Raw genomic sequence first — 19085 nt, 5'->3', positions numbered from 1 at the left:
ATGCAGTGGAAGTTATCGGATAACAGCTTAGAATATGCAGGGAAGGCATTTGAGATTACTACGGCTGAATCCAAGCAGCAAGCAAGTCTTCGATTTTCCAATTTGTTATCAGCAAGTAGCAGGAACGGGGAACAGGAAATCGTACCCGTCGATGAGATAACGTCAACATCTGAAGGGCTGCAGGCTTCTGGGCAATCGGAAAACTTTGAAGTACGGTCAAACTGGAAACAGATGAGCGATATTTGCGATTATTTCGAAGTATTTATGGATGTGGCGTACAAGGGCAAGCAAGCTTCTGCTTACAATTTGCAGTTTGGCTGCAGCCTTGAAGGAACGGGCAAACCGGATTGGATGATTCCCGGCGCTTTTTACAAAGAGAATCGATTCGAAAAAAATCTGCGCCCTTACCCTCGCTATGACTTTAAAGATGGCGACTCTCAGCAAATGGTATCCGATTATTGGTCATTTCGTGCTGATCGTGCAGCTCTTCCCGCTGTGTTCGCATGGAATGACGGGATGTGCGGAGCTCTTTGTACGGATGAAATGTCCCCGCTTGGACTTAGTGGTCTAGGCTTTCGAGGCAATGCAGCAGGGACGGAAATTTGGCTTAACTTTCCCTACAAGGAGGAGCCCGTTACATTCATTGGAAACGCCGTGCCAGCACCAGCGGATCTGCATATGCATACGTTCCAACCGGGTGAGAAAGTAGAGTTTCACTTCTATGTTTACGCAGGTACTTCTGACGCGCATAGCTACAATCCATTCGTTCGCCAAATGTACGCCATACATCGTCAAGTAAATGGGCTGAATCCATGGATGGGCTTGGAGCAAGCAGCAGAACTAACGGCTCATGGCCTGTACGAATGGCACTATGATAAAGAGAACGACATTCTTAGAGAAACAGCTGCTTTCGACCGTGAGTTTAACAACAATGTCAAAGGTATGGGCGATCGTCCGCACATGCATGTCAGTTGGGTAAGCGGTGTACCTTATGCCTATGCTTTGCTGACTTATGGCAGGAAAAAAGAGGCTTCATCCTATATGGAAGCAGGCATCCGAGTCTTAGATAAAATCGCTACAGGGCTTGCGCCGTGCGGAACGTTCTGGGCCTCATGGGAGCTCGGGAGAGGCTGGACGGCGGGCTGGAATCCGAAAAAGACGTGGCTGCAGGCCCGAACGGTATCTGAAGCCACGTTGTTCCTTGTTCGGGCGCTTGCTTTTGAGAGAGAAGCAGGTTTCATGCATCCTGAATGGGAGCATGCTGTTCTTTCCAATCTTCGTTTCGCGGCGGAACATCAGCGTTCCGATGGGAACTTCGGCTCCTACTATGATTGTGAGACTGGCGAAGTACAGGAGTGGGATGGCGCAGGCGGTATGCTGTGGATTGCAGCTCTTCTGGAGGGAGCCGCTTACTTTGAAGACGAAGGTTTCGCAGCTGCTGCAGTTCGGGGAGGAAGCTATTACGAACGATTCATTCGTGACGAATATATATATGGCGCTCCCGAGGACGTCCACTTAACACCGACTTCGGAAGATGCTTACAACGCTGTCGTGTCCTACGTTCTGTTGTATGAGTTCAATCGTCAGCCGCTCTGGTTGAAGCTTGCTTCTAGTGCAGCGGATTGGATGATGACTTTCCGTTGGACGTACAACTTGCAATTTCCTAAACATTCTCTTCTGGCACAGTATGATTACTGTTCACGCGGAGCGGATCAGGCCTCAACCTCCAATCAACATTTACACAATTATGGACTTTTTGCAGTACCGGAAATGCTTCGGTTATGGACTTATACAGGAGACCGATATTATCTAGATCGTACGCGAGATCATATTTCTTGCTTCCTGCAGTTTATCGCGCGCGAAGACGGCGACTTCAATGCTTATAAAGGTATGGTAACAGAACGTTTCTACAATACGAATTGCTTCCAGCCGAAGGGCATGATGCTGACGTTATCCCATTCATGGTGCATTGGACTCATTTTATACGCGGCTCAGGCCTCCTTACCTTATGAAAATGAATTAGATTTATACGAGCGATAATTGAAGTGCACTAAGGTAAAATAGGCTGCTAAGCAGCCTATGGAACTTTTGGGAACGTGCCCAAAATTCCAAAAAATGTGCTGCAAACAGGCAAAGGAGCGATTTCGATGACAAAAAAACTAGCCATTATCCATACAACACCTGTAACGGTGGAAAGTTTAAAAGCATTAGCCGTAGAGATTCTGCCTGGGGTTGAAGTGATGAACTGGGTGGATGATTCCATTTTGCCGCAGCTCGCAGCGAATGGCGGGCAAATCAATGAGATTGAAGAGCGGTTCCTTCAGTACGCTCAAATTGCCGAGAAAGCAGGTGCTTCTTGCATTTTGAGCGCTTGCTCGTCCATTGGTGAGCTGGTTGCCCGTGTACAGCCTGAGCTCTGTATTCCCATCATTCGTATCGACGACCCGATGGCTGCGTTGGCGGTGAATTCAGCACTCAAGATTGGTGTTGCGGCAACGCTCGAAACGACATTGCAGCCGACCAAACGAATGCTCGTCAGCAAAGCGGAGCAAGCTGGCAAAGCGGTACAAATTGATACAGTCGTCGCAAAATCTGCTTATCAGAAGCTCCTCGCTGGAGATAAAGAGGGACATGATGAAGAACTGGCATCTGTACTCCGTAATCTCGCAGCCCATACGGATGTCGTTGTGCTTGCGCAGGCTTCTATGGCCCGCGTGGTTTCGCAATTTGCTCCAGAGGAACAAGCGCGTTTTCTCAGCAGCCCGCGTTTAGGTATGCTGCGGGTTAAACAAGTCATGGATCAACAATAGCTTTAGCTCATTATTAGAAGCTTTATTAAAAGGAGTTATACAACAATGACAAACACAACACCAACTTCACCGGTAATCACATTAAAACAAGCTCTTGAAATTTCTGAAGCGAACCATTTTGCGATTGGCTCTTTCTCGCCGCGTTATACCCCAATGATTGCTGCCGTTCTGAAGGCGGGACAAATTGCAAACTCACCGTTAATTGTTCAAATTTCACATAAAGAATTGATTCGTTATGGGATTACAGCAGCTGAATTTGGAGAAGAATTTTACCGTCAAGTAAAAGAGCAGCAAATCACAGTTCCTGTCGTACTGCATTTGGATCACACAAAGGAATTAGAAACCATTAAAGAAGCAATTGCAGCAGGCTTTACGTCGGTCATGATTGATGCATCCGAGAAACCGTTTGCTGAAAATGCGCAGATTAGCAAGGAAGTTGTGGAATATGCCCATACGAAAGGCGTTTCCGTAGAAGCCGAGCTGGGTATGATTGGCACAACAGACTTCGTAGAAACGGATAAAGATGAAGAGTTATATACGAATCCACAGGAAGCGGCTGAGTTTGTAGCGATGACTGGTGTTGATGCGCTGGCCGTGTCTTGCGGTACCGCACATGGCGTATATGTTGTGAAGCAGCCGAAAATCGACTATGACCGCCTGATGGAAATTCGCAGATTGACTTCAGTTCATCTTGTCCTGCACGGCGGTTCGGGTGTACCTCCTGAAATGATGCGCAGAGCCTACCAATTGCCAGACGGCGGTGTTAGCAAAGTGAATATCGCAACAGATTTGGAGCTTTCGCTGCTCAAAGCACTTGGTCGTGAAGAACGGATGACCAATGAAGAATGTAAGAACTTAGCGCCAGAGATGCTGCAAGTTGGTCGAGATGCCGTTACTAAAACGGTAATGGAAAAAATGAAGCATTTTTTGAACAGCGCTGGTAAAGCGGACGTTTTTAACAAATAGATCGGGGGATTCTCTCAATGAAAGATAACAAACTCTATATGATTGGTAACGCGCATCTGGATCCGGTTTGGTTATGGCAATGGCAGGAAGGATTCCAAGAGGCGAAGGCTACATTCCGTTCTGCTCTAGACCGAATGACAGAGTCCGAAGATTTTATTTTCACTTCCAGTTCTGCTGCGATGTACGAATGGATTGAAAATAACGAGCCTAAGATGTTCGCGGAAATCAAAAAGCGCGTGCAGGAAGGACGTTGGAATATTGTCGGCGGTTGGTGGATTCAACCTGACTGCAACATTCCGAATGGAGAATCCTTCGTCCGTCAAGGGCTGTACGGTCAACATTACTTCAAAGAGAAGTTCGGGGTAACAGCTAAAGTTGGTTATAACGTAGACAGCTTTGGGCATAACGGTATGCTGCCGCAAATTCTGAAGAAGAGCGGGATGGATTATTACGTGATGATGCGTCCGATGCCGAATGAAAAAGGGCTGCCAAGCCGTCTGTTCATGTGGGAATCGGATGATGGCTCACAAGTAATGACATTCCGTATCATGTATGAATATTTGTCTTGGGGCAAGGATTTGGAAAACCATGTTCGCCGCTGCCTGGGCGAATTCAAAGAGCCGCTCAATGAATTGATGCTGTTCTATGGCGTTGGTAATCATGGGGGCGGTCCAACGAAAGAAAATATCGAGAGCATTCGCCGTATGAACGAGGATCCATCGCTGCCTAAGCTGGAGTTTGCAACGCCGGATGCATATTTCAAAGAGATGGAAAGCAAGAATTTAAAGCTGCCGGTCGTTCATGATGATTTGCAGCACCATGCTAGCGGCTGCTACGCAGCGCATTCAGGCATCAAGCATTGGAATCGCAAAGCAGAGAATCGATTGATGGCCGCAGAGAAGTACTCGGCGCTTGCTTCATGGATCACGGGTCAACCTTATCCTGCGGAGTTCAAGCAAGCTTGGAAAAATGTGCTCTTTAATCAGTTCCATGACATATTAGCAGGAACTAGCTTGGAGTCTGCTTATGAAGACGCGATGTATTTGTATGGGGAAGCCATGGCTATCGCGGATCGTTCCCTTAATTATGCGGTTCAATCTTTATCTTGGAGCATCAACATTGAGCAGGATGTAACCATGAAGCCGATTGTTGTTTTTAATCCTCATGTATGGGAAAGCCGTGTAAACGTTGAGCTGGAAGTAGGAGGCATCAAACCCACTACTGTTTTGCTTGATGACAAGGGGAATCCAGTACCATTCCAGACGGTGCAATCACAAGCTTCTGCCAATGGCCGTTTCCGTCTTAGCTTTATGGCTGAGCTGCCTTCTATGGGATATCGGGTGTACAAATTGGTGGCGGAGTCAGCCTCGCATAAACCGGTTGGTGAGCCCATTCAAGCAAGCGACTTAGTTATGGAGAATAAGCGTTTTCGCTTGGAGTTCGATAAAGAAACAGGCTACATCAAGAGCCTGCATGATAAAGTGGTCGATCATGAAGTGTTTAAAGGAGATGGAGCCAAGCCCATCGTCTTGGATGATAAATCGGATACTTGGAGCCATGATGTGCTGCATTTTAACCAAAAGGCGGGCACATTCAAGGCGAAAAAGGTGTTCCGTGTCGAGCATGGTCCCGTTAAATCGGTTATCCGTGTTGTCAGTGAGTATGGCAGCTCAAAGCTAGTTCAAGATTTCGCCATGTATCCGGACCGCGATCAAATCGATGTACAGGTGATGGTGGATTGGCGCGAATCCTTCAAAATGTTGAAGCTGGTTTTCCCGGTGAATGTCATCTTTAGCAAGCAAACCTACGAAATTCCTTACGGTACGATTGAACGTGAACATAACGGCGAAGAAGAACCAGGATTAACCTGGATTGATTACTCAGGTGTAACTCGTAAAAGCAACATCATGTACGGCCTCAGCCTAATGAATGATGCCAAATACAGCTACAGCATTCATAACCAAGATATGGCGTTGACTGTATTGAGAAGTCCTATTTATGCGCACCATGTGCCTTATGAGCCAGATCCGAACGGCGAGTATTCCTTTATCGATCAGGGCATTCAGCGTTTCTCTTACTCCTTACTGCCTCATGAAGGTACTTGGGAGCAGGCAGGTACGGTGAAGCGTGCAGCTGAGCTGAACTGCAAGCCGATTGCGGTTATTGAATCGTTCCATGAGGGTGAGCTCGCTCAAACTGATTCCTATGTGAAAGTAAACCGCGACAATATCGTTGTTAGTGCGATCAAGAAAGCCGAAGACAATGAGGACCTCATTATTCGCGTCTATGAGACGAATAAATCTGCTACGTCAGCCGAGATTGAGCTGCCTAGATGGAAGCGTGTCATTAAGGCGGATTTTAACCCATGCGAGATCAAGACCTTCCGCGTGCCAAAGAATCCGGAATTGCCGATCAAAGAAACCAATATGCTGGAATGGGATGTGGAGTAGATGGAGACATTGGTTTGGCAGCAGCTGCAGGAAGCTGGGCGTTACATGCTGAATAACGGCTTGGCTTGGGGAAACGCAGGCAATATCAGTGCGCGAACCAAAGCTGACCACTATTTAATTACAGCAAGCGGTACAGACCTTGGGGAACTGGGCGAAGACGACTTCGTTGAGTGCTCTTTATTGGGCAGCACCTCGTCCTCTGCGACTGGGAAGAAGCCTTCCAAAGAAGTGCCCATGCACCAAGCCATTTACGAAACTCGTCCTGATGTAGGGGCTGTGCTTCATGCTTCACCCTTTTACAGCACGATGCTTGCCTGCTCGGCAGAACATTTGCCATCCGAATGGTTTGTTGAAACGATGTATTATCTGGAACGCATAGAACGCGTTCCTTATTTTCATCCAGGTTCACGTGAGCTTGGTGATGCAGTGCGGGAGAAGGCCAGCAAAGCGAATGTGCTTTTCCTCGAAAATCACGGTGTGCTTGTTTATGACAAGAATGTGAAGGAAGCACGCATGGCCATGCACACACTTGAAATGGCTTGCAAGATGTATGTGATGGCGAAGAGTTCGGGGATTTCCCTGCGCAAGCTGCCAGAATACGTGGTTCAAAGCTTCTTGAACGAGTCGGGCTATAGGCCAAGAAGGAGGTTCTCCGATTGATTGGTATTATCGCAGACGATATTACAGGGGCTAATGACATCGGCATCATGTACGCTAAGGCAAACATCAGCACACATGTCTACCCGATGGAGGCGTGGACTGGGAGAGAACAGAGCAGTGGCGCCGATCCGGAAGTGCTTGTTCTCGATACGCACTCCCGATTAGATACGCCGGATGATGCTTACACGAAGGTGTACCAGATGACGAAGCGGCTGCAGGAAGCTGGGTGCGCACGATTTATCAATAAAACGTGCTCCGTTTTCCGAGGCAATATCGGGATAGAATTTGATGCCATGCTTGATGCACTTGAGGCATCTTTTGGCATAATCGTGCTTGGTTTTCCAAAAAATGGACGTACTACATTGAATGGTATTCATTATGTACATGGTAAAAAACTGGAAGAATCCGAGTTTAGAAATGATCCTGTGCATCCGATGCGCAGCTCCAATTTGGTTGATATTTTACAATCACAAACGGACCGCCGTGTAGGACTTATTCCCATTCACATTGTAGAACAAGGGGTTTCTGTGTTAGAGGAGCAAATTGCATTGATGAAGCAATCAGGCCACACCTATGTCATCCTCGATGTGTGTGATCAGCAGTCACTGAAGACCATTGCGCAAGCGGTTCATGCTGAGCCGATTATTTGCGGAAGCTCAGCATTGGCCGAGGAATTGGCGTTGTTAGAAAAGCCGAATGCCCTCCAAAAGGGTGTTGCGAATAAGCTGCCAGCGCTTGGACGCTCGGCTGTTTTGTGCGCCGCAGGCAGCTTAATGCCGCAAACGGCTGCCCAAATTGCCTATGCCAAAAAGCAGGGCCTGACAGCGTTGGAGCTCGATTCCTTGCTCTTGTTTGACCCAATGGAGAAGCAAGCGCTCTGCAAGCAATTGGTCGAACAGGCGTCGAGACTTCTAAAGGACGGTCAGGACGTACTCATTCACGCCTCGAATAGTCCGCTCAAGGTGGCGGCGACGAAAGTAAAAGGCGTTGAACTCGGCTACGGCAACACGGAGGTGTCCGTTATCGTTTCGAATGCGCTGTCCGACGTCATACAATCGGTCGTCCATGAGACAGGACAGCAACGTCTGCTCATCGCTGGAGGGGAAACGTCCGCTGCTGTCTGCGATAAGCTGGGCATTGGCGGACTGAGCATCTGGCAAGAAATTGAGCCGGGTCTGCCGTCCTGTTTAACACTGCAAGCGCCGCAGCTCTTTTTGGTGTTGAAATCAGGCAGCTTTGGCAGCGAACCCTTTTTCATAGAAGCTATTGAACACTTGAAACAAACATAACTTGTATTAGGAGGAGATTGACGTATGAGTCAAACGTTGGAACAGCTTTTCGTGAAATATCCAGACTTGGAACCGTGTCGTTCATCGATCCAAGAGGCATTTGAAGCTATGAAGGTGTCGTTTGAAAAGGGAGGCAAAATGCTGCTTGCCGGTAACGGAGGAAGTGCAGCTGATTGTGAACACGTTGTGGGCGAGTTGATGAAAGGATTTATGTCACCTCGCAAGCTACCCAAGGAGCAAAGAGACAAAATGATGCTTCATGGCGAAGATCAGGGGACATATCTGGCTGATCATTTGCAAGGTGCGCTGCCGGCTATTTCGCTTGTCAGCCATACAGCGTTTGCTACTGCTTTCAATAACGATGTGGCGGCAGATATGGTATTCGCGCAGCAGGTATACGGCTACGGCAAGCCGGAGGATACACTCGTTGTATTTAGTACATCAGGTAACTCGGCTAATATTGTACACGCAGTGCAAGTTGCCAAAGCACTAGGTGTCTATACCATTGGTTTGACTGGGGAAGGCGGAGGCCGCTTAAAAGAACTTTGCGATGTGACGATTCGTGTGCCTTATCGTTCAACACCGGATATTCAGGAACGCCATCTTCCAATCTACCATGTGCTATGCATGATGCTGGAGGAGGCATTCTTCGTATGAGTCCTCTGTTAGGTGGCATTGATATCGGAGGTACGAAGTGTGCTGCGGTACTTGGTATCACGGCTGGAGAGACCGTTAACATCTTAGATAAAATAAGCTTTCCGACGCCAGCAACGCCGAAAGAAGCTCTTATGCAGCTTGGTGACGCGCTAGAGCAGCTGCTGAAGCGCCATCCTGAAGGTAAGCTGCAAGCTATCGGCATTAGCTGTGGCGGGCCTTTAAGCAGTAGGGATGGCCTCGTGCTGTCGCCGCCCAATTTACCTGGCTGGGACCGTATTGATGTGCTTGCCCCTTTTAGAGAACGTTTCCATGTAGCTGTCGGATTGCAAAATGACGCTAACGCCTGTGCGTTGGCCGAGTGGAAATGGGGAGCAGGACGAGGTTCCCAGAATATGATCTTCTTGACCTTTGGTACCGGAATGGGTGCGGGTCTAATTCTAAATGGCCGCTTATATGCAGGTGCGAACGATATGGCCGGCGAGGTTGGGCATATCCGTTTAGCTGAGGATGGACCTCTAGGCTATGGTAAACAAGGTTCGTTCGAAGGGTTTTGCAGCGGCGGCGGTATTGCCCGACTGGCTCAAAAGATGGCGGAAGACTGGTTCACAGCAGGAAAATCGACGATTCTTCCACAAGCTAAGGATCAGCTTCAAGAGCTCACAACGAAAGATGTATTTGAAGCCGCGCACGCTGGCGATGAGCTGGCGATGCTGGTCATCCGTAAGGTAAGTTGGCAGCTAGGCAGAGGACTTGCGATCCTAATTGACATCCTCAATCCGGATACCATCGTCATCGGCAGTATTTATGAACGGCAGGAATCCATGCTTGCCCCTCTTGTTATGGAGGAGCTGGAACGCGAGGCGCTGCCGATTTCACTAGGTGTTTGCAGAATTGTTCCTTCAGGTTTAAAGGATAATGTCGGAGATGCCGCCAGCTTATCCGTAGCGCTTCATGAATTTGAACAACAACGCTTATAAGGAGGCCCCTATGTTTCAACTTAATGAAATCGAACTGCAAAATCTAAGTTCAAGCGGCTTGCAGGATGTTCTGGGCCGTATTGGTGTTACCGTGACGCCAGATTCGGGTCCGGCATTGCCACTTCTGCGCGGAGCAAGCGAAAAGACTGCGGGAACTGATGATCTCGGTGATTACACAGAAACGAAAGTAACCTATACGAATGAAGCAGACACGGCTGTTGTTCATTTACAGTTCCGCTGTTATGAATCCTTTGTACTGACATCGGTGCAGGGAGAAATGAAAAATGCCAACGATTTTGGCAAACAACTCTGCTTTGCCGCTCAGAATGGCATCATCATTCATGCACAAGGCATGACGAATATTGATGGTTTAATGGCCAATTATCAGCATAAAGATTGGTGGACACGACCACATTTTGACCCAAACTGGTCGACATTACCTGAACGGACACAATCTTTGCTGTGGCGTAAGGAATCATCATTCTACCATTTGCTTCCTGTATGTGGTCCTGTGTTCCGAACGGATGTGTGCGGTATAGAGGAAGGCTTGCAAATTCGCGTTTCTTCGCATCAAGGAGGAAGAACGCGCTGTGAGTCGTTATCGTTTGTATTAGGCACGGGGACTGATCCTTACCAGCTTGTAGAGCGACATGTGGAAGCTGCGCTGCATACCCTTGATTACCCCACGCTGCCTCGCGCACGTAAACCCTATCCTGAAATTCTGGACTCTCTTGGCTGGTGCAGCTGGGATGCGTTCTATCATCAGGTCAATGAAGAAGGTCTGTTGGTAAAAGCCGAAGAGATGCAGGCTGCTAGCTTGCCGGTGCAATGGGTGATGATTGATGATGGATGGTCACAGACGTTAGATAAAAAGTTGTCCTCGTTTGAGGCGGATGTAGAGAAATTTCCCCAAGGTCTTACGGGTACGGTCCGTGAGCTCAAAGAAAAGTATGGCATTCGTTGGGTCGGAGTCTGGCATACCATTGCCGGTTATTGGGGCGGCATTCATCCGGATAGCCCACTCGCGAAGCAATTCAGCGATTATCTATACAGCAATGCCAAAGGGAGCTTAATTCCATATCCGGATGCGGGCCGTGGCTTTGGTTTCTGGCATGCTTGGCATTCCTTCTTGGAGCGTCAAGGTATCGATTTTGTGAAAGTAGACAGCCAAAGCGCCGTCTTAAACTTCACCAAGCATGAGTGGTCGATTGGTGAGGCTGCAGCTGCTGCTCATGAGGCGCTGGAAGCATCAGCGGCATTGCATTTTAACAATACGATCATTAACTGCATGGGGATGGCAGCGGAAAATATGTGGCACCGTCCTAAGTCATCTGTGTCTCGCAACAGCGATGATTTCGTTCCCCAAGATCAATTTGGGTTCGCCGAGCATGCCTTGCAAAATGCTTATAATTCCTACTATCACGGTGCTTTTTATTATGGCGACTGGGATATGTACTGGACTAAGAATCATGATGATATCCAAAATGCCGTACTCCGCTCGGTCAGCGGTGGTCCGATTTATTTCAGTGATGCCCCCGGCAACACCGATGCTTCAAAAATATGGCCATTAATTTATAACAACGGAAAAATCATTCGCTGTGAGCAAACGCCGAACCCTACGGCTGATTGCTTGTTCCTTGATCCTACGAAGGAAACCGTACCGCTCAAGCTATGGAATATCGCCAAGTCATCCGGTGTCGTTGCCGCGTTCCATATTGGTAAATATACGGACTCAGTCAATGGCACAGTAGGTCCGTCCGACGTTCCAGGATTGGAAGGCGATGAGTTTGTACTCTATGAACATTTCTCTGGTGAGATGAAGATCATGCGTCAGGGCGAACAGCATGCTTATGAGCTGCAGCCAGGTCAATGTGCACTTTACCTGATCATTCCTTCAGAGGGTGCTGTGACACCAATTGGTTTGACAAACAAGTATGTAGCAACAGATGCGGTTAGCGAAGTGAAATCGGAAGGATCTACACAATCGCTTCAGCTCAAAGAAGGCGGTACGTTCCGGTTCGTGTCGGAGAACAGTCGTGTTTCCGCGCAGTTGAATGGCAAGGTGCTTCCAGTCTTACTTATCAGCGAGCATTTGTATGAAGTAGACGTTCCGATGTTGGATGAAAAGCTGAATATTGTTCTTTCCGTATCGGAATAACACGTGCATGTGGAGGAGAGATGACATGGACAAGGCGACCCAATGGGAAGCGGAAATTCCCGTATTAGCTAACAAAGATGTTGTTATCATCGGGGGTTCTTTTGCTGGTATTGCATGCGCGGTCGAATTGGCCAAGGCCGGACAACAGGTCATGATCATTGAGCCACGGACTTATTTGGGGCGGGAATTAACCGCCTCTCTTCGTCCGTGGCTTAACCTTTCTTCGCATGTTGATCGGAATTGGCCTGAGCTGATTCAGTTTGTCATGGAGCAGTCTGGTACACAAGCAGGTGCTGCTGACATGGTTCATATTCCGCTGCATCCAGATCGCCTTAAGCGGGCACTGGAAGATAAACTACTATCGCATGGTATTGAGCTCATTTATGCTTCACTTCCAGTTGCCATTGTAGGTTACGATCAGGAAATAGGTCTGGAAGGCATTGTGATTGCTAATAAAACAGGCAGTCAATTCATCCGCTGCAGCAAGCAGATTGATACAACGGAAACCGCGATAGTCTCACGTCTTTGCGGTGAAACGGTGGTTGATTTTGCATCCGATGAAGAGGCAGCGTTTGCAAGAATATTGGAATTTACTGGAGTTGAGTGGCCAGATGTAGCTGCTGAAGAGCTTACGTATGCGGTTCCTGAGCATTTGGGACTATTGGGCGGTCAAGTCCGACTGATGGAGGGTTATCGTGGGAAGCAGCATCGCTATGTCGAGTACTGGTTGCAATTAGCGAGTGCCAACGAGATTGAAACAGTGGGTGAACGCGAACTGGAGGCGCGCATGCGCGGCATGGCGTTAACGGCCTATTTGGTAAAGCATGTTCCAGCATTCAGGAAAGCGGTACTATGCGGATCGTCCTTCGAGCTTCACGGTCCAATACCGCTTAGCGGTGCGGAGACGCAGCAAGGCAATCCTGACCCACAGGCGATTGATATGCAGCAGACAACGAATGAGATGCCTGGCATTTATAGCTTGTGTAAACAGCTTCCGGTATGTCTAGATCCGATTCTAGCGGTTGAAGCGGGTATGCAGCTGGCAATTGAATTAATTGGAAGGCCTTCTACTAAACAAGTAATTACACCAAATACATGGAAAAAGATAGACGCTCCAATTCCTACGCTCAAGAAGGTAGATGTGCTCATCATTGGAGGCGGCTCGAGCGGTGCCTGTGCATCCATTACAGCAGCAGGGGAAGACGTGAACACGCTTCTCGTGGATATGAATCCAGGGCTTGGCGGAACCGGGACACTGGGCGGGGTAGACAGCTATTGGTTCGGTAGAAGGGAAGGCTTCGCCGCTCGCCAGAGCGCTTGCCAGGTGCGGCAGTAGACTAGGTTATGAAGTGTTGGTTCAGTATGTGAGCGATGGCCGATCTCTTCTTGCCAAGCAAGCGTTGCAGCAGCTGCGGACTCTTAATGGGCAATTGCTCGACAAGGATGCAGAAAGTTTGCGTATTTGGCTTGATACGGAGCAGCCCTATCGCCGAACGCACCCACTACAGCTGCAGCTTGATATTGAAACGAACAGTGAATCCATACTACGCACTTGTGAGGAGATGAAGATATGAGGCTTCATTTGGAAGGCGATTTGCAAGAACTCGAAGCGGGACTATGTGTTGTAAGTAAGGAGCTAGGATGCACACTCAGTCCTGATGGTTTAGTGATTCAGGTCGTCCGATCAAACGATAATCAATTGGAAGCAGGCTTTAAAGACGGGAAAGGCTGGATTCGTTATAAAGAGCCCATTCATTTTTTTCGTGCATTTGGCCTTTGGATACAGCATTACAAGAGCAGGGCCCATTTCCATCTAACGGAACATGTACAGTTTGACACCAATGGCGTCATGGTAGACGTATCACGCAATTCGGTCTTGACGGTAGGATCGGTTGAAGCGATGCTGCGAAAAATGGCATTGATGGGGCTAAACCGGCTTATGCTGTATACAGAAGATACATTTTCCGTTGAGCCGTATCCTTATTTCGGCTACATGCGGGGACGCTTTTCGGCTCAGCAATTGAAGGCTTGTGACGACTATGCTTTTTCCTTGGGCATTGAAATCGTGCCATGCATTCAAACCCTTGCCCATTTGACGGAAGCCTTGAAATGGAACTACGCCGGAGATATCCGCGATACCAGTGATATTTTGTTAGTTGGCAGTGAGAAAACATACATGTTTATTCGACATTTGATTGAGGCGGCGGCGGCTCCGTTTCGCAGTAAGAATATTCATATTGGGATGGATGAAGCCCATCAGCTGGGTCTTGGACGCTATCTGGAGCAGAACGGCTACCGCAAACGCTTTGATATCATGAATGAACACTTGAAGCAAGTTGTCGATATCTGTGGTGAGTTCGGACTTTCACCGATGATTTGGAGTGACATGTATTTCCGCCTAGGCTCAAAAACAGGCAATTATTACGATTTAAACGGGCAGATTCCAGCGGATGTAATAGCCGATATGCCTACGAATGTGCAGTACGTCTATTGGGATTATTACCATGATGACGAAGCTTTTTATCGTACGTTTATAGAGAAACATAGAGCTTTTGGCGCTGGCCCTGTATTTGCTGGTGGGATTTGGACATGGGGCAGTGTTGCGCCCAATTACGGCAAGACCATGGCTACCACTTTAGCCGCATTGAATGCCTGTAAATCAGAAGGAGTTCGAGACGTCTTTGCTACCATGTGGGGGGACAATGGCGCGGAGACGAGTGTGTTTACCGGTTTGGCTGGCATGCAGCTTTTTGCGGAGCATGGGTATTCGGAGAAGGTGGAGGAGGCGAAGCTGGCTGAACGCTTTGCTTTCTGTACCGGAGGCAATTGGGACGACTTTTTAGCCCTCAACGCCTTTGATGAAACGCCAGGTATATCCAAAAATAACATGCAGGAATCTAATCCTTCGAAATTTTTGTTGTGGCAGGACGTGTTGATCGGCTTGTATGATTCTAACGTGCAAGGACTGCCGTTAAGCGGGCATTATGCTGATTTGCAGTTGAAGATGTCGGCTGCTATAGGAAGGAACGGGGATTGGGGCCGACTTTTCGTGTTTTATGAACAGCTGGCTGGCGTGCTGCGTGTGAAATGCGATATGGGGATACGGTTAAAAAGCGCTTATGACGCAAATGATTTGGATCAATTGAGGCATATCGTATCGGAAATCAGCTCTCTACGGGGTGCTGTAGATCATCTGCGGAAATGCCATCGCACCATATGGCTAGCCGAGAACACACCATTCGGTTGGGAAGTTATTGATATCAGATACGGAGGCGTACTATCCCGACTGGAGACGGCACAACAGCGAATTCAAGACTATCTTTCTGGAAGCGTTAACCAGTTGGAGGAATTGGAAGAGCAGCGGCTCTTTTTCGATGCTCCGTGGGTCATGAGGGAAGGTACGCTGGGACGCGGCTCCTACCATCGCATTGTGACTGCGGGAACTTTCTCAGGATGAGGTGGCTACTTTGTTTTTAGCTTTGGATATAGGTACAACGAACATGAAAGCAGGAGTAGCTGATGAAAATGGAAACCTGCTGGCTACGGCAATTAGGGCTAATCGGAAGCACCAGCATGCACAGGGGTATGTTTACTATGATCCACAGTATCTGTGGAACACCGTTGTCGAACTTATCAAGGAAGTGGTAACTGAAGCGGGCATTCTTTCTATTCATTCCATGGGCATAACCAGTATGGCTGAAAGCGGGCTGCTGGTTGATCGCCAAACCGGTGCAGCCAAGACGATGATTATTCCATGGTTTGAGACGTGTGCATTACCCTATGAGGCACGGATAAAAAGTGAAATTGATGCTTACGAGCAGTTTTGCCAAAGCGGACTTCACACGTCTTTTAAACAAGGGCTGTCGAAGCTGCTCTGGATACAGGAAACACAGCCCGAGGCGCTTGAAGGCGGTGTTTGGCTATCCGTTTCCTCCTTTGTTGCTTATTTACTTACAGGAAGGTTTGCGGAGGAGGAAACACTTGCTGCCCGAACATTCGTGTATCGGATGGATAAGCGGACGTGGAATCTGCCGTTAATCCAGCATTTTGGACTTGATGAAAGTCATTTTCCAACTGTAGTTGCAACGGGGACTTCCATAGGAACCGTACTGCCTGAAGTTAGTCGGAGACTTGGTTTAAGACCTGAAACATCCGTTTGTCTTGCCGGGCATGATCATGTATGTGCTTCTCTGACGATTGGTCAACCAGAGGTTGGACATGTCTATAATTCCATGGGCACTGCGGAGACGCTAGTGGGGCACTTCGGCATAAGGGAGCTCGGGGAAGCCGATTATCGTTCTGGACTTGCCTTTGGACGCCATCCTTTGCCGGATCACATGTTTTGGATGGGCGGTCACTCGGCTTCCGGTGGCTCCATCGAATGGCTGCGGGATCTTTTGGATAAAGGAGATTTATCATATTCCGAAATTCTGGGCATGTTGGACCAGGTTGCCCCTGCTCCAACGGGTATTCTGTACTACCCCTATCTGTCTGGCTGCGGCGCGCCTTCTCCGAATGCCTTGGCTAAGGCTTGCTGGATTGGACTTACTACGCGTCATAGTCGAGGCGATATGTTCAAGGCCATATTGGAAGGAAACGCTTACCAGATGGAATGGCTGCGGCAGGAAGCCGAAAAAGTAGGGGGAGAGCCCATCAACAAACTGATTGTTGTAGGTGGGGGCGCCAAGAATAAACACTGGCTGCAAATAAAAGCAGACGTTTCCGGCATCGAGCTGCAGCATCCGAATTTGCCGGAAGCAACACTGCTTGGCGCTGCTTTAATGGCGGGTGTCGGTTCTGGTGTGTACGCTTCTTTCGAGGAAGCTATACATGCTTTACCAGCACAAGAGTCACAAGATTACGTGCCTGATCCTTTGAGAAACGCCCAATATCGGTCCTTGTTCGAGAATGGCTTCTCGCGCTTTCGTCCGATGCTCCTAGAATACGACATGTGGCTAAGTTTGCAATAATAACTGTAAGAGATGGGGTAAACATATCCATGATCGAACTTTCAAAGAATTTATTTCTATATCAGGACACATGTCATGTGTACGTAATAAAAAATGGAACAAAGGCTGTCCTAATCGATTTCGGCAGTGGTGATGTACTTGATCGACTCACAGAGATTGGAATAGAACAAGTCTGCGCGGTTTTGATGACGCACCATCACCGAGATCAAGGGCAAGGACTTGCACGCGCGGCAGAAGCAGGTATCCCAATTTGGGTGCCGCACACCGAACAAGACCTGTTTACGAACATGGATGCACACTGGCAGGCGAGGGAAGTAGTTAATAACTACAATGTCCGTCAAGATCGCTATTCCTTACTCGAACAAATAGCTATCGCCGGAACGCTAAAAGATTACGAATCGCGCGAGTTTGCCGGATATGAATTCAAAGTAGTTCCGACGCCGGGACATACAATTGGTTCCGTTAGCTTTCTTGCCTGGTTTGACGGGCGGCAGGTCGCCTTCACCGGCGATTTGATCGCCGGTCCCGGTAAGATGTGGTCGCTCGCGGCGACGCAGTGGTCTTACAACGGTGGGGAGGGGCTCCCAGCTACCGTTGCTTCCTTGCTCGATCTGCAGGATCGTGCACCGGATTGGCTGCTGCCGTCGCATGGTGAACGAATGGAGCAGCCATCCGAGGCGATCGGCAAGCTCATCACCCGGCTGCAGGAGTTGATGCAATACCGTCAGCAAAACCCGCGGCTGCTTCTATTGCGCGAACAACCTTTCGAGGAAGTAACACCCCATCTGCTGCGCAGCCGAATGAGTATGTCGGATTATTATGTGCTGCTATCGAAAAGCGGCAAGGCGCTCTTCTTCGATTTTGGCTACGATTTCCTGACGGGTATTCCGGTCGGATCGGACCGCGCTTCTCGCAGACCATGGCTGTATACACTGGGGACATTAAAGAAGCAGTACGGAATTACGCAGGTGGATGCCGTCGTGCCGACCCACTACCATGACGATCATGTGGCCGGCATTAACCTGCTGCGGGACAACGAAGGGACGAAAGTTTGGGCTTCTGAAACGTTCGCAGACGTTCTTCGCCATCCTTCTCACTATGATTTGCCCTGTCTTTGGTTCGATCCAATCCCCGTTGACCGTGAGCTGCCAATCGGTGCCTCGATCCAATGGGAGGAGTACGAATTCACACTCCATCCGCTGCCCGGACATACGTTATATGCGGTGGTTATCTCGCTTATGGTCGATGGTAAGCACGTGCTTGTCTCTGGGGATCAATATCAGGGAGGAGAAGGACTGCTCTGGAATTACGTGTATCAAAATCGCTTTCGCATACAAGATTATGTGGAAAGCGCAGCTTTGTACGAAGCTTTGAATCCCGACGTTATCCTTACCGGCCACTGGGACCCGTTATGGGTGCAGCCAGGTTACTTCGCCGAACTGGCAATACGTGGAAACGCTTTGGAAAGACTTCACAGAGAGCTGCTACCGTTAGATGAAGTTGACTTTGGTGCAGAGGGGATTGGATTGCGAATTTCGCCTTACCAGACGCAAACTCATGTTGATGAGAAATTTACGATGCAGGTTGATGTGAAGAATCCATTCGCACGAGAAGCACTGGTTGAGGTGCGGTTGGTTGTGCCACCAGGCTGGCGGGCTGACCCGGAGCAAGCATCACGTCAGATAGAAGCAAAAGGAAGCGAGCTTATTGAATTCTGTGTTACACCGTCCGGGCCTCCTGTCCGTCGCGCAAGGGTAGCCGCAGAATTGACTGTGGAGGGAAGACGCTTCGGCCAGCAAGCGGAAGCGCTCGTCACTGTGAAATAAACCCGTGATTCGCAAGAACCAAACCCCTTAAACGGCAGGAATGGGGCTGCTCAGAAAGCAAGTTTATTGGACGGGTTGGAGGAACAATCACACCCATTTTTATGGGGATGATGGTTGTAGCCATGTCATTATCAGGCTATTTGAAGGAAGCACTTTCTCTTGTTACGGTATTTGCTAAGTAAGAAATAATCCTCATACTCGCGCACCCAGCGGGTATGGGGATTATTATATTTAAGGGTTAAGAATAAAGCATAAAAATCAACATCTTTGCAAAACATAAAGTGAAATGAAGGTAAATTATGTTAGTTGTTTCTTATTGAGG

14 protein-coding genes are annotated in these 19085 nt (G+C 48.6%); all 14 read left to right on the top strand.

Annotation, left to right across the window (positions count from 1 at the left end):
• The 14 genes from QFZ78_RS10920 (at nt 1) to QFZ78_RS10855 (ending at nt 18763) form a co-directional block, all read left to right on the top strand.
• The gene (locus tag QFZ78_RS10920; RefSeq protein WP_307547368.1) at nt 1–2040 is read left to right on the top strand and encodes a hypothetical protein; all 2040 of its coding nucleotides are present in this window, start codon (nt 1–3) and stop codon (nt 2038–2040) included.
• Between the two features lie 107 nt (nt 2041–2147).
• Nucleotides 2148–2810, top strand: coding sequence for an aspartate/glutamate racemase family protein (locus QFZ78_RS10915; protein ID WP_307547366.1), 663 nt, complete (start codon nt 2148–2150; stop codon nt 2808–2810).
• Between the two features lie 45 nt (nt 2811–2855).
• Complete coding sequence (locus tag QFZ78_RS10910) at nt 2856–3776, top strand: class II fructose-bisphosphate aldolase (protein WP_307547364.1); 921 nt, start codon at nt 2856–2858, stop codon at nt 3774–3776.
• Nucleotides 3777–3793: 17 nt separating this feature from the next.
• A complete protein-coding gene (locus tag QFZ78_RS10905; protein WP_307547362.1) occupies nt 3794–6226 on the top strand; it encodes an alpha-mannosidase in 2433 nt (810 codons plus the stop codon).
• Entirely contained in the window at nt 6227–6886 is a 660-nt protein-coding gene (locus tag QFZ78_RS10900) for a class II aldolase/adducin family protein (protein WP_307547359.1), read from the top strand.
• Complete coding sequence (locus QFZ78_RS10895) at nt 6883–8175, top strand: four-carbon acid sugar kinase family protein (RefSeq protein WP_307547357.1); 1293 nt, start codon at nt 6883–6885, stop codon at nt 8173–8175. Before QFZ78_RS10900 ends, QFZ78_RS10895 begins: the two co-directional genes overlap by 4 nt.
• A gap of 24 nt (nt 8176–8199) precedes the next feature.
• Nucleotides 8200–8832 carry a D-sedoheptulose-7-phosphate isomerase gene (locus QFZ78_RS10890; RefSeq protein ID WP_307547355.1) on the top strand — a complete coding sequence of 211 codons (633 nt, stop codon included), beginning with the start codon at nt 8200–8202 and terminating at the stop codon, nt 8830–8832.
• Nucleotides 8829–9809 (top strand): ROK family protein, encoded by a 981-nt coding sequence (locus QFZ78_RS10885; protein ID WP_307547353.1) that lies wholly within the window; start codon nt 8829–8831, stop codon nt 9807–9809. Before QFZ78_RS10890 ends, QFZ78_RS10885 begins: the two co-directional genes overlap by 4 nt.
• 10 nt (nt 9810–9819) lie before the next feature.
• The gene (locus QFZ78_RS10880; protein ID WP_307547352.1) at nt 9820–11967 is read left to right on the top strand and encodes a Sip1-related alpha-galactosidase; all 2148 of its coding nucleotides are present in this window, start codon (nt 9820–9822) and stop codon (nt 11965–11967) included.
• A gap of 25 nt (nt 11968–11992) precedes the next feature.
• Entirely contained in the window at nt 11993–13303 is a 1311-nt protein-coding gene (locus QFZ78_RS10875; protein WP_307547351.1) for an FAD-dependent oxidoreductase, read from the top strand.
• 16 nt (nt 13304–13319) lie between these two features.
• Nucleotides 13320–13541 carry a hypothetical protein gene (locus QFZ78_RS10870; protein WP_307547349.1) on the top strand — a complete coding sequence of 74 codons (222 nt, stop codon included), beginning with the start codon at nt 13320–13322 and terminating at the stop codon, nt 13539–13541.
• On the top strand, nt 13538–15424 hold the full coding sequence (locus QFZ78_RS10865) for a beta-N-acetylhexosaminidase (protein ID WP_307547347.1): 1887 nt from the start codon (nt 13538–13540) through the stop codon (nt 15422–15424). Before QFZ78_RS10870 ends, QFZ78_RS10865 begins: the two co-directional genes overlap by 4 nt.
• Before the next feature lie 10 nt (nt 15425–15434).
• The gene (locus QFZ78_RS10860) at nt 15435–16937 is read left to right on the top strand and encodes an FGGY-family carbohydrate kinase (protein WP_307547345.1); all 1503 of its coding nucleotides are present in this window, start codon (nt 15435–15437) and stop codon (nt 16935–16937) included.
• A 77-nt stretch (nt 16938–17014) separates the two neighbouring features.
• Nucleotides 17015–18763, top strand: a complete 1749-nt coding sequence (locus QFZ78_RS10855) for an MBL fold metallo-hydrolase (RefSeq protein WP_373461017.1) — start codon at nt 17015–17017, stop codon at nt 18761–18763.
• Nucleotides 18764–19085 lie beyond the last annotated feature (322 nt).

Origin of the sequence: Paenibacillus sp. V4I5 (assembly GCF_030817255.1) — a bacterium.
Taxonomy (GTDB): domain Bacteria; phylum Bacillota; class Bacilli; order Paenibacillales; family NBRC-103111; genus Paenibacillus_E.
This window is presented reverse-complemented; position numbering and strand designations above follow the sequence as displayed.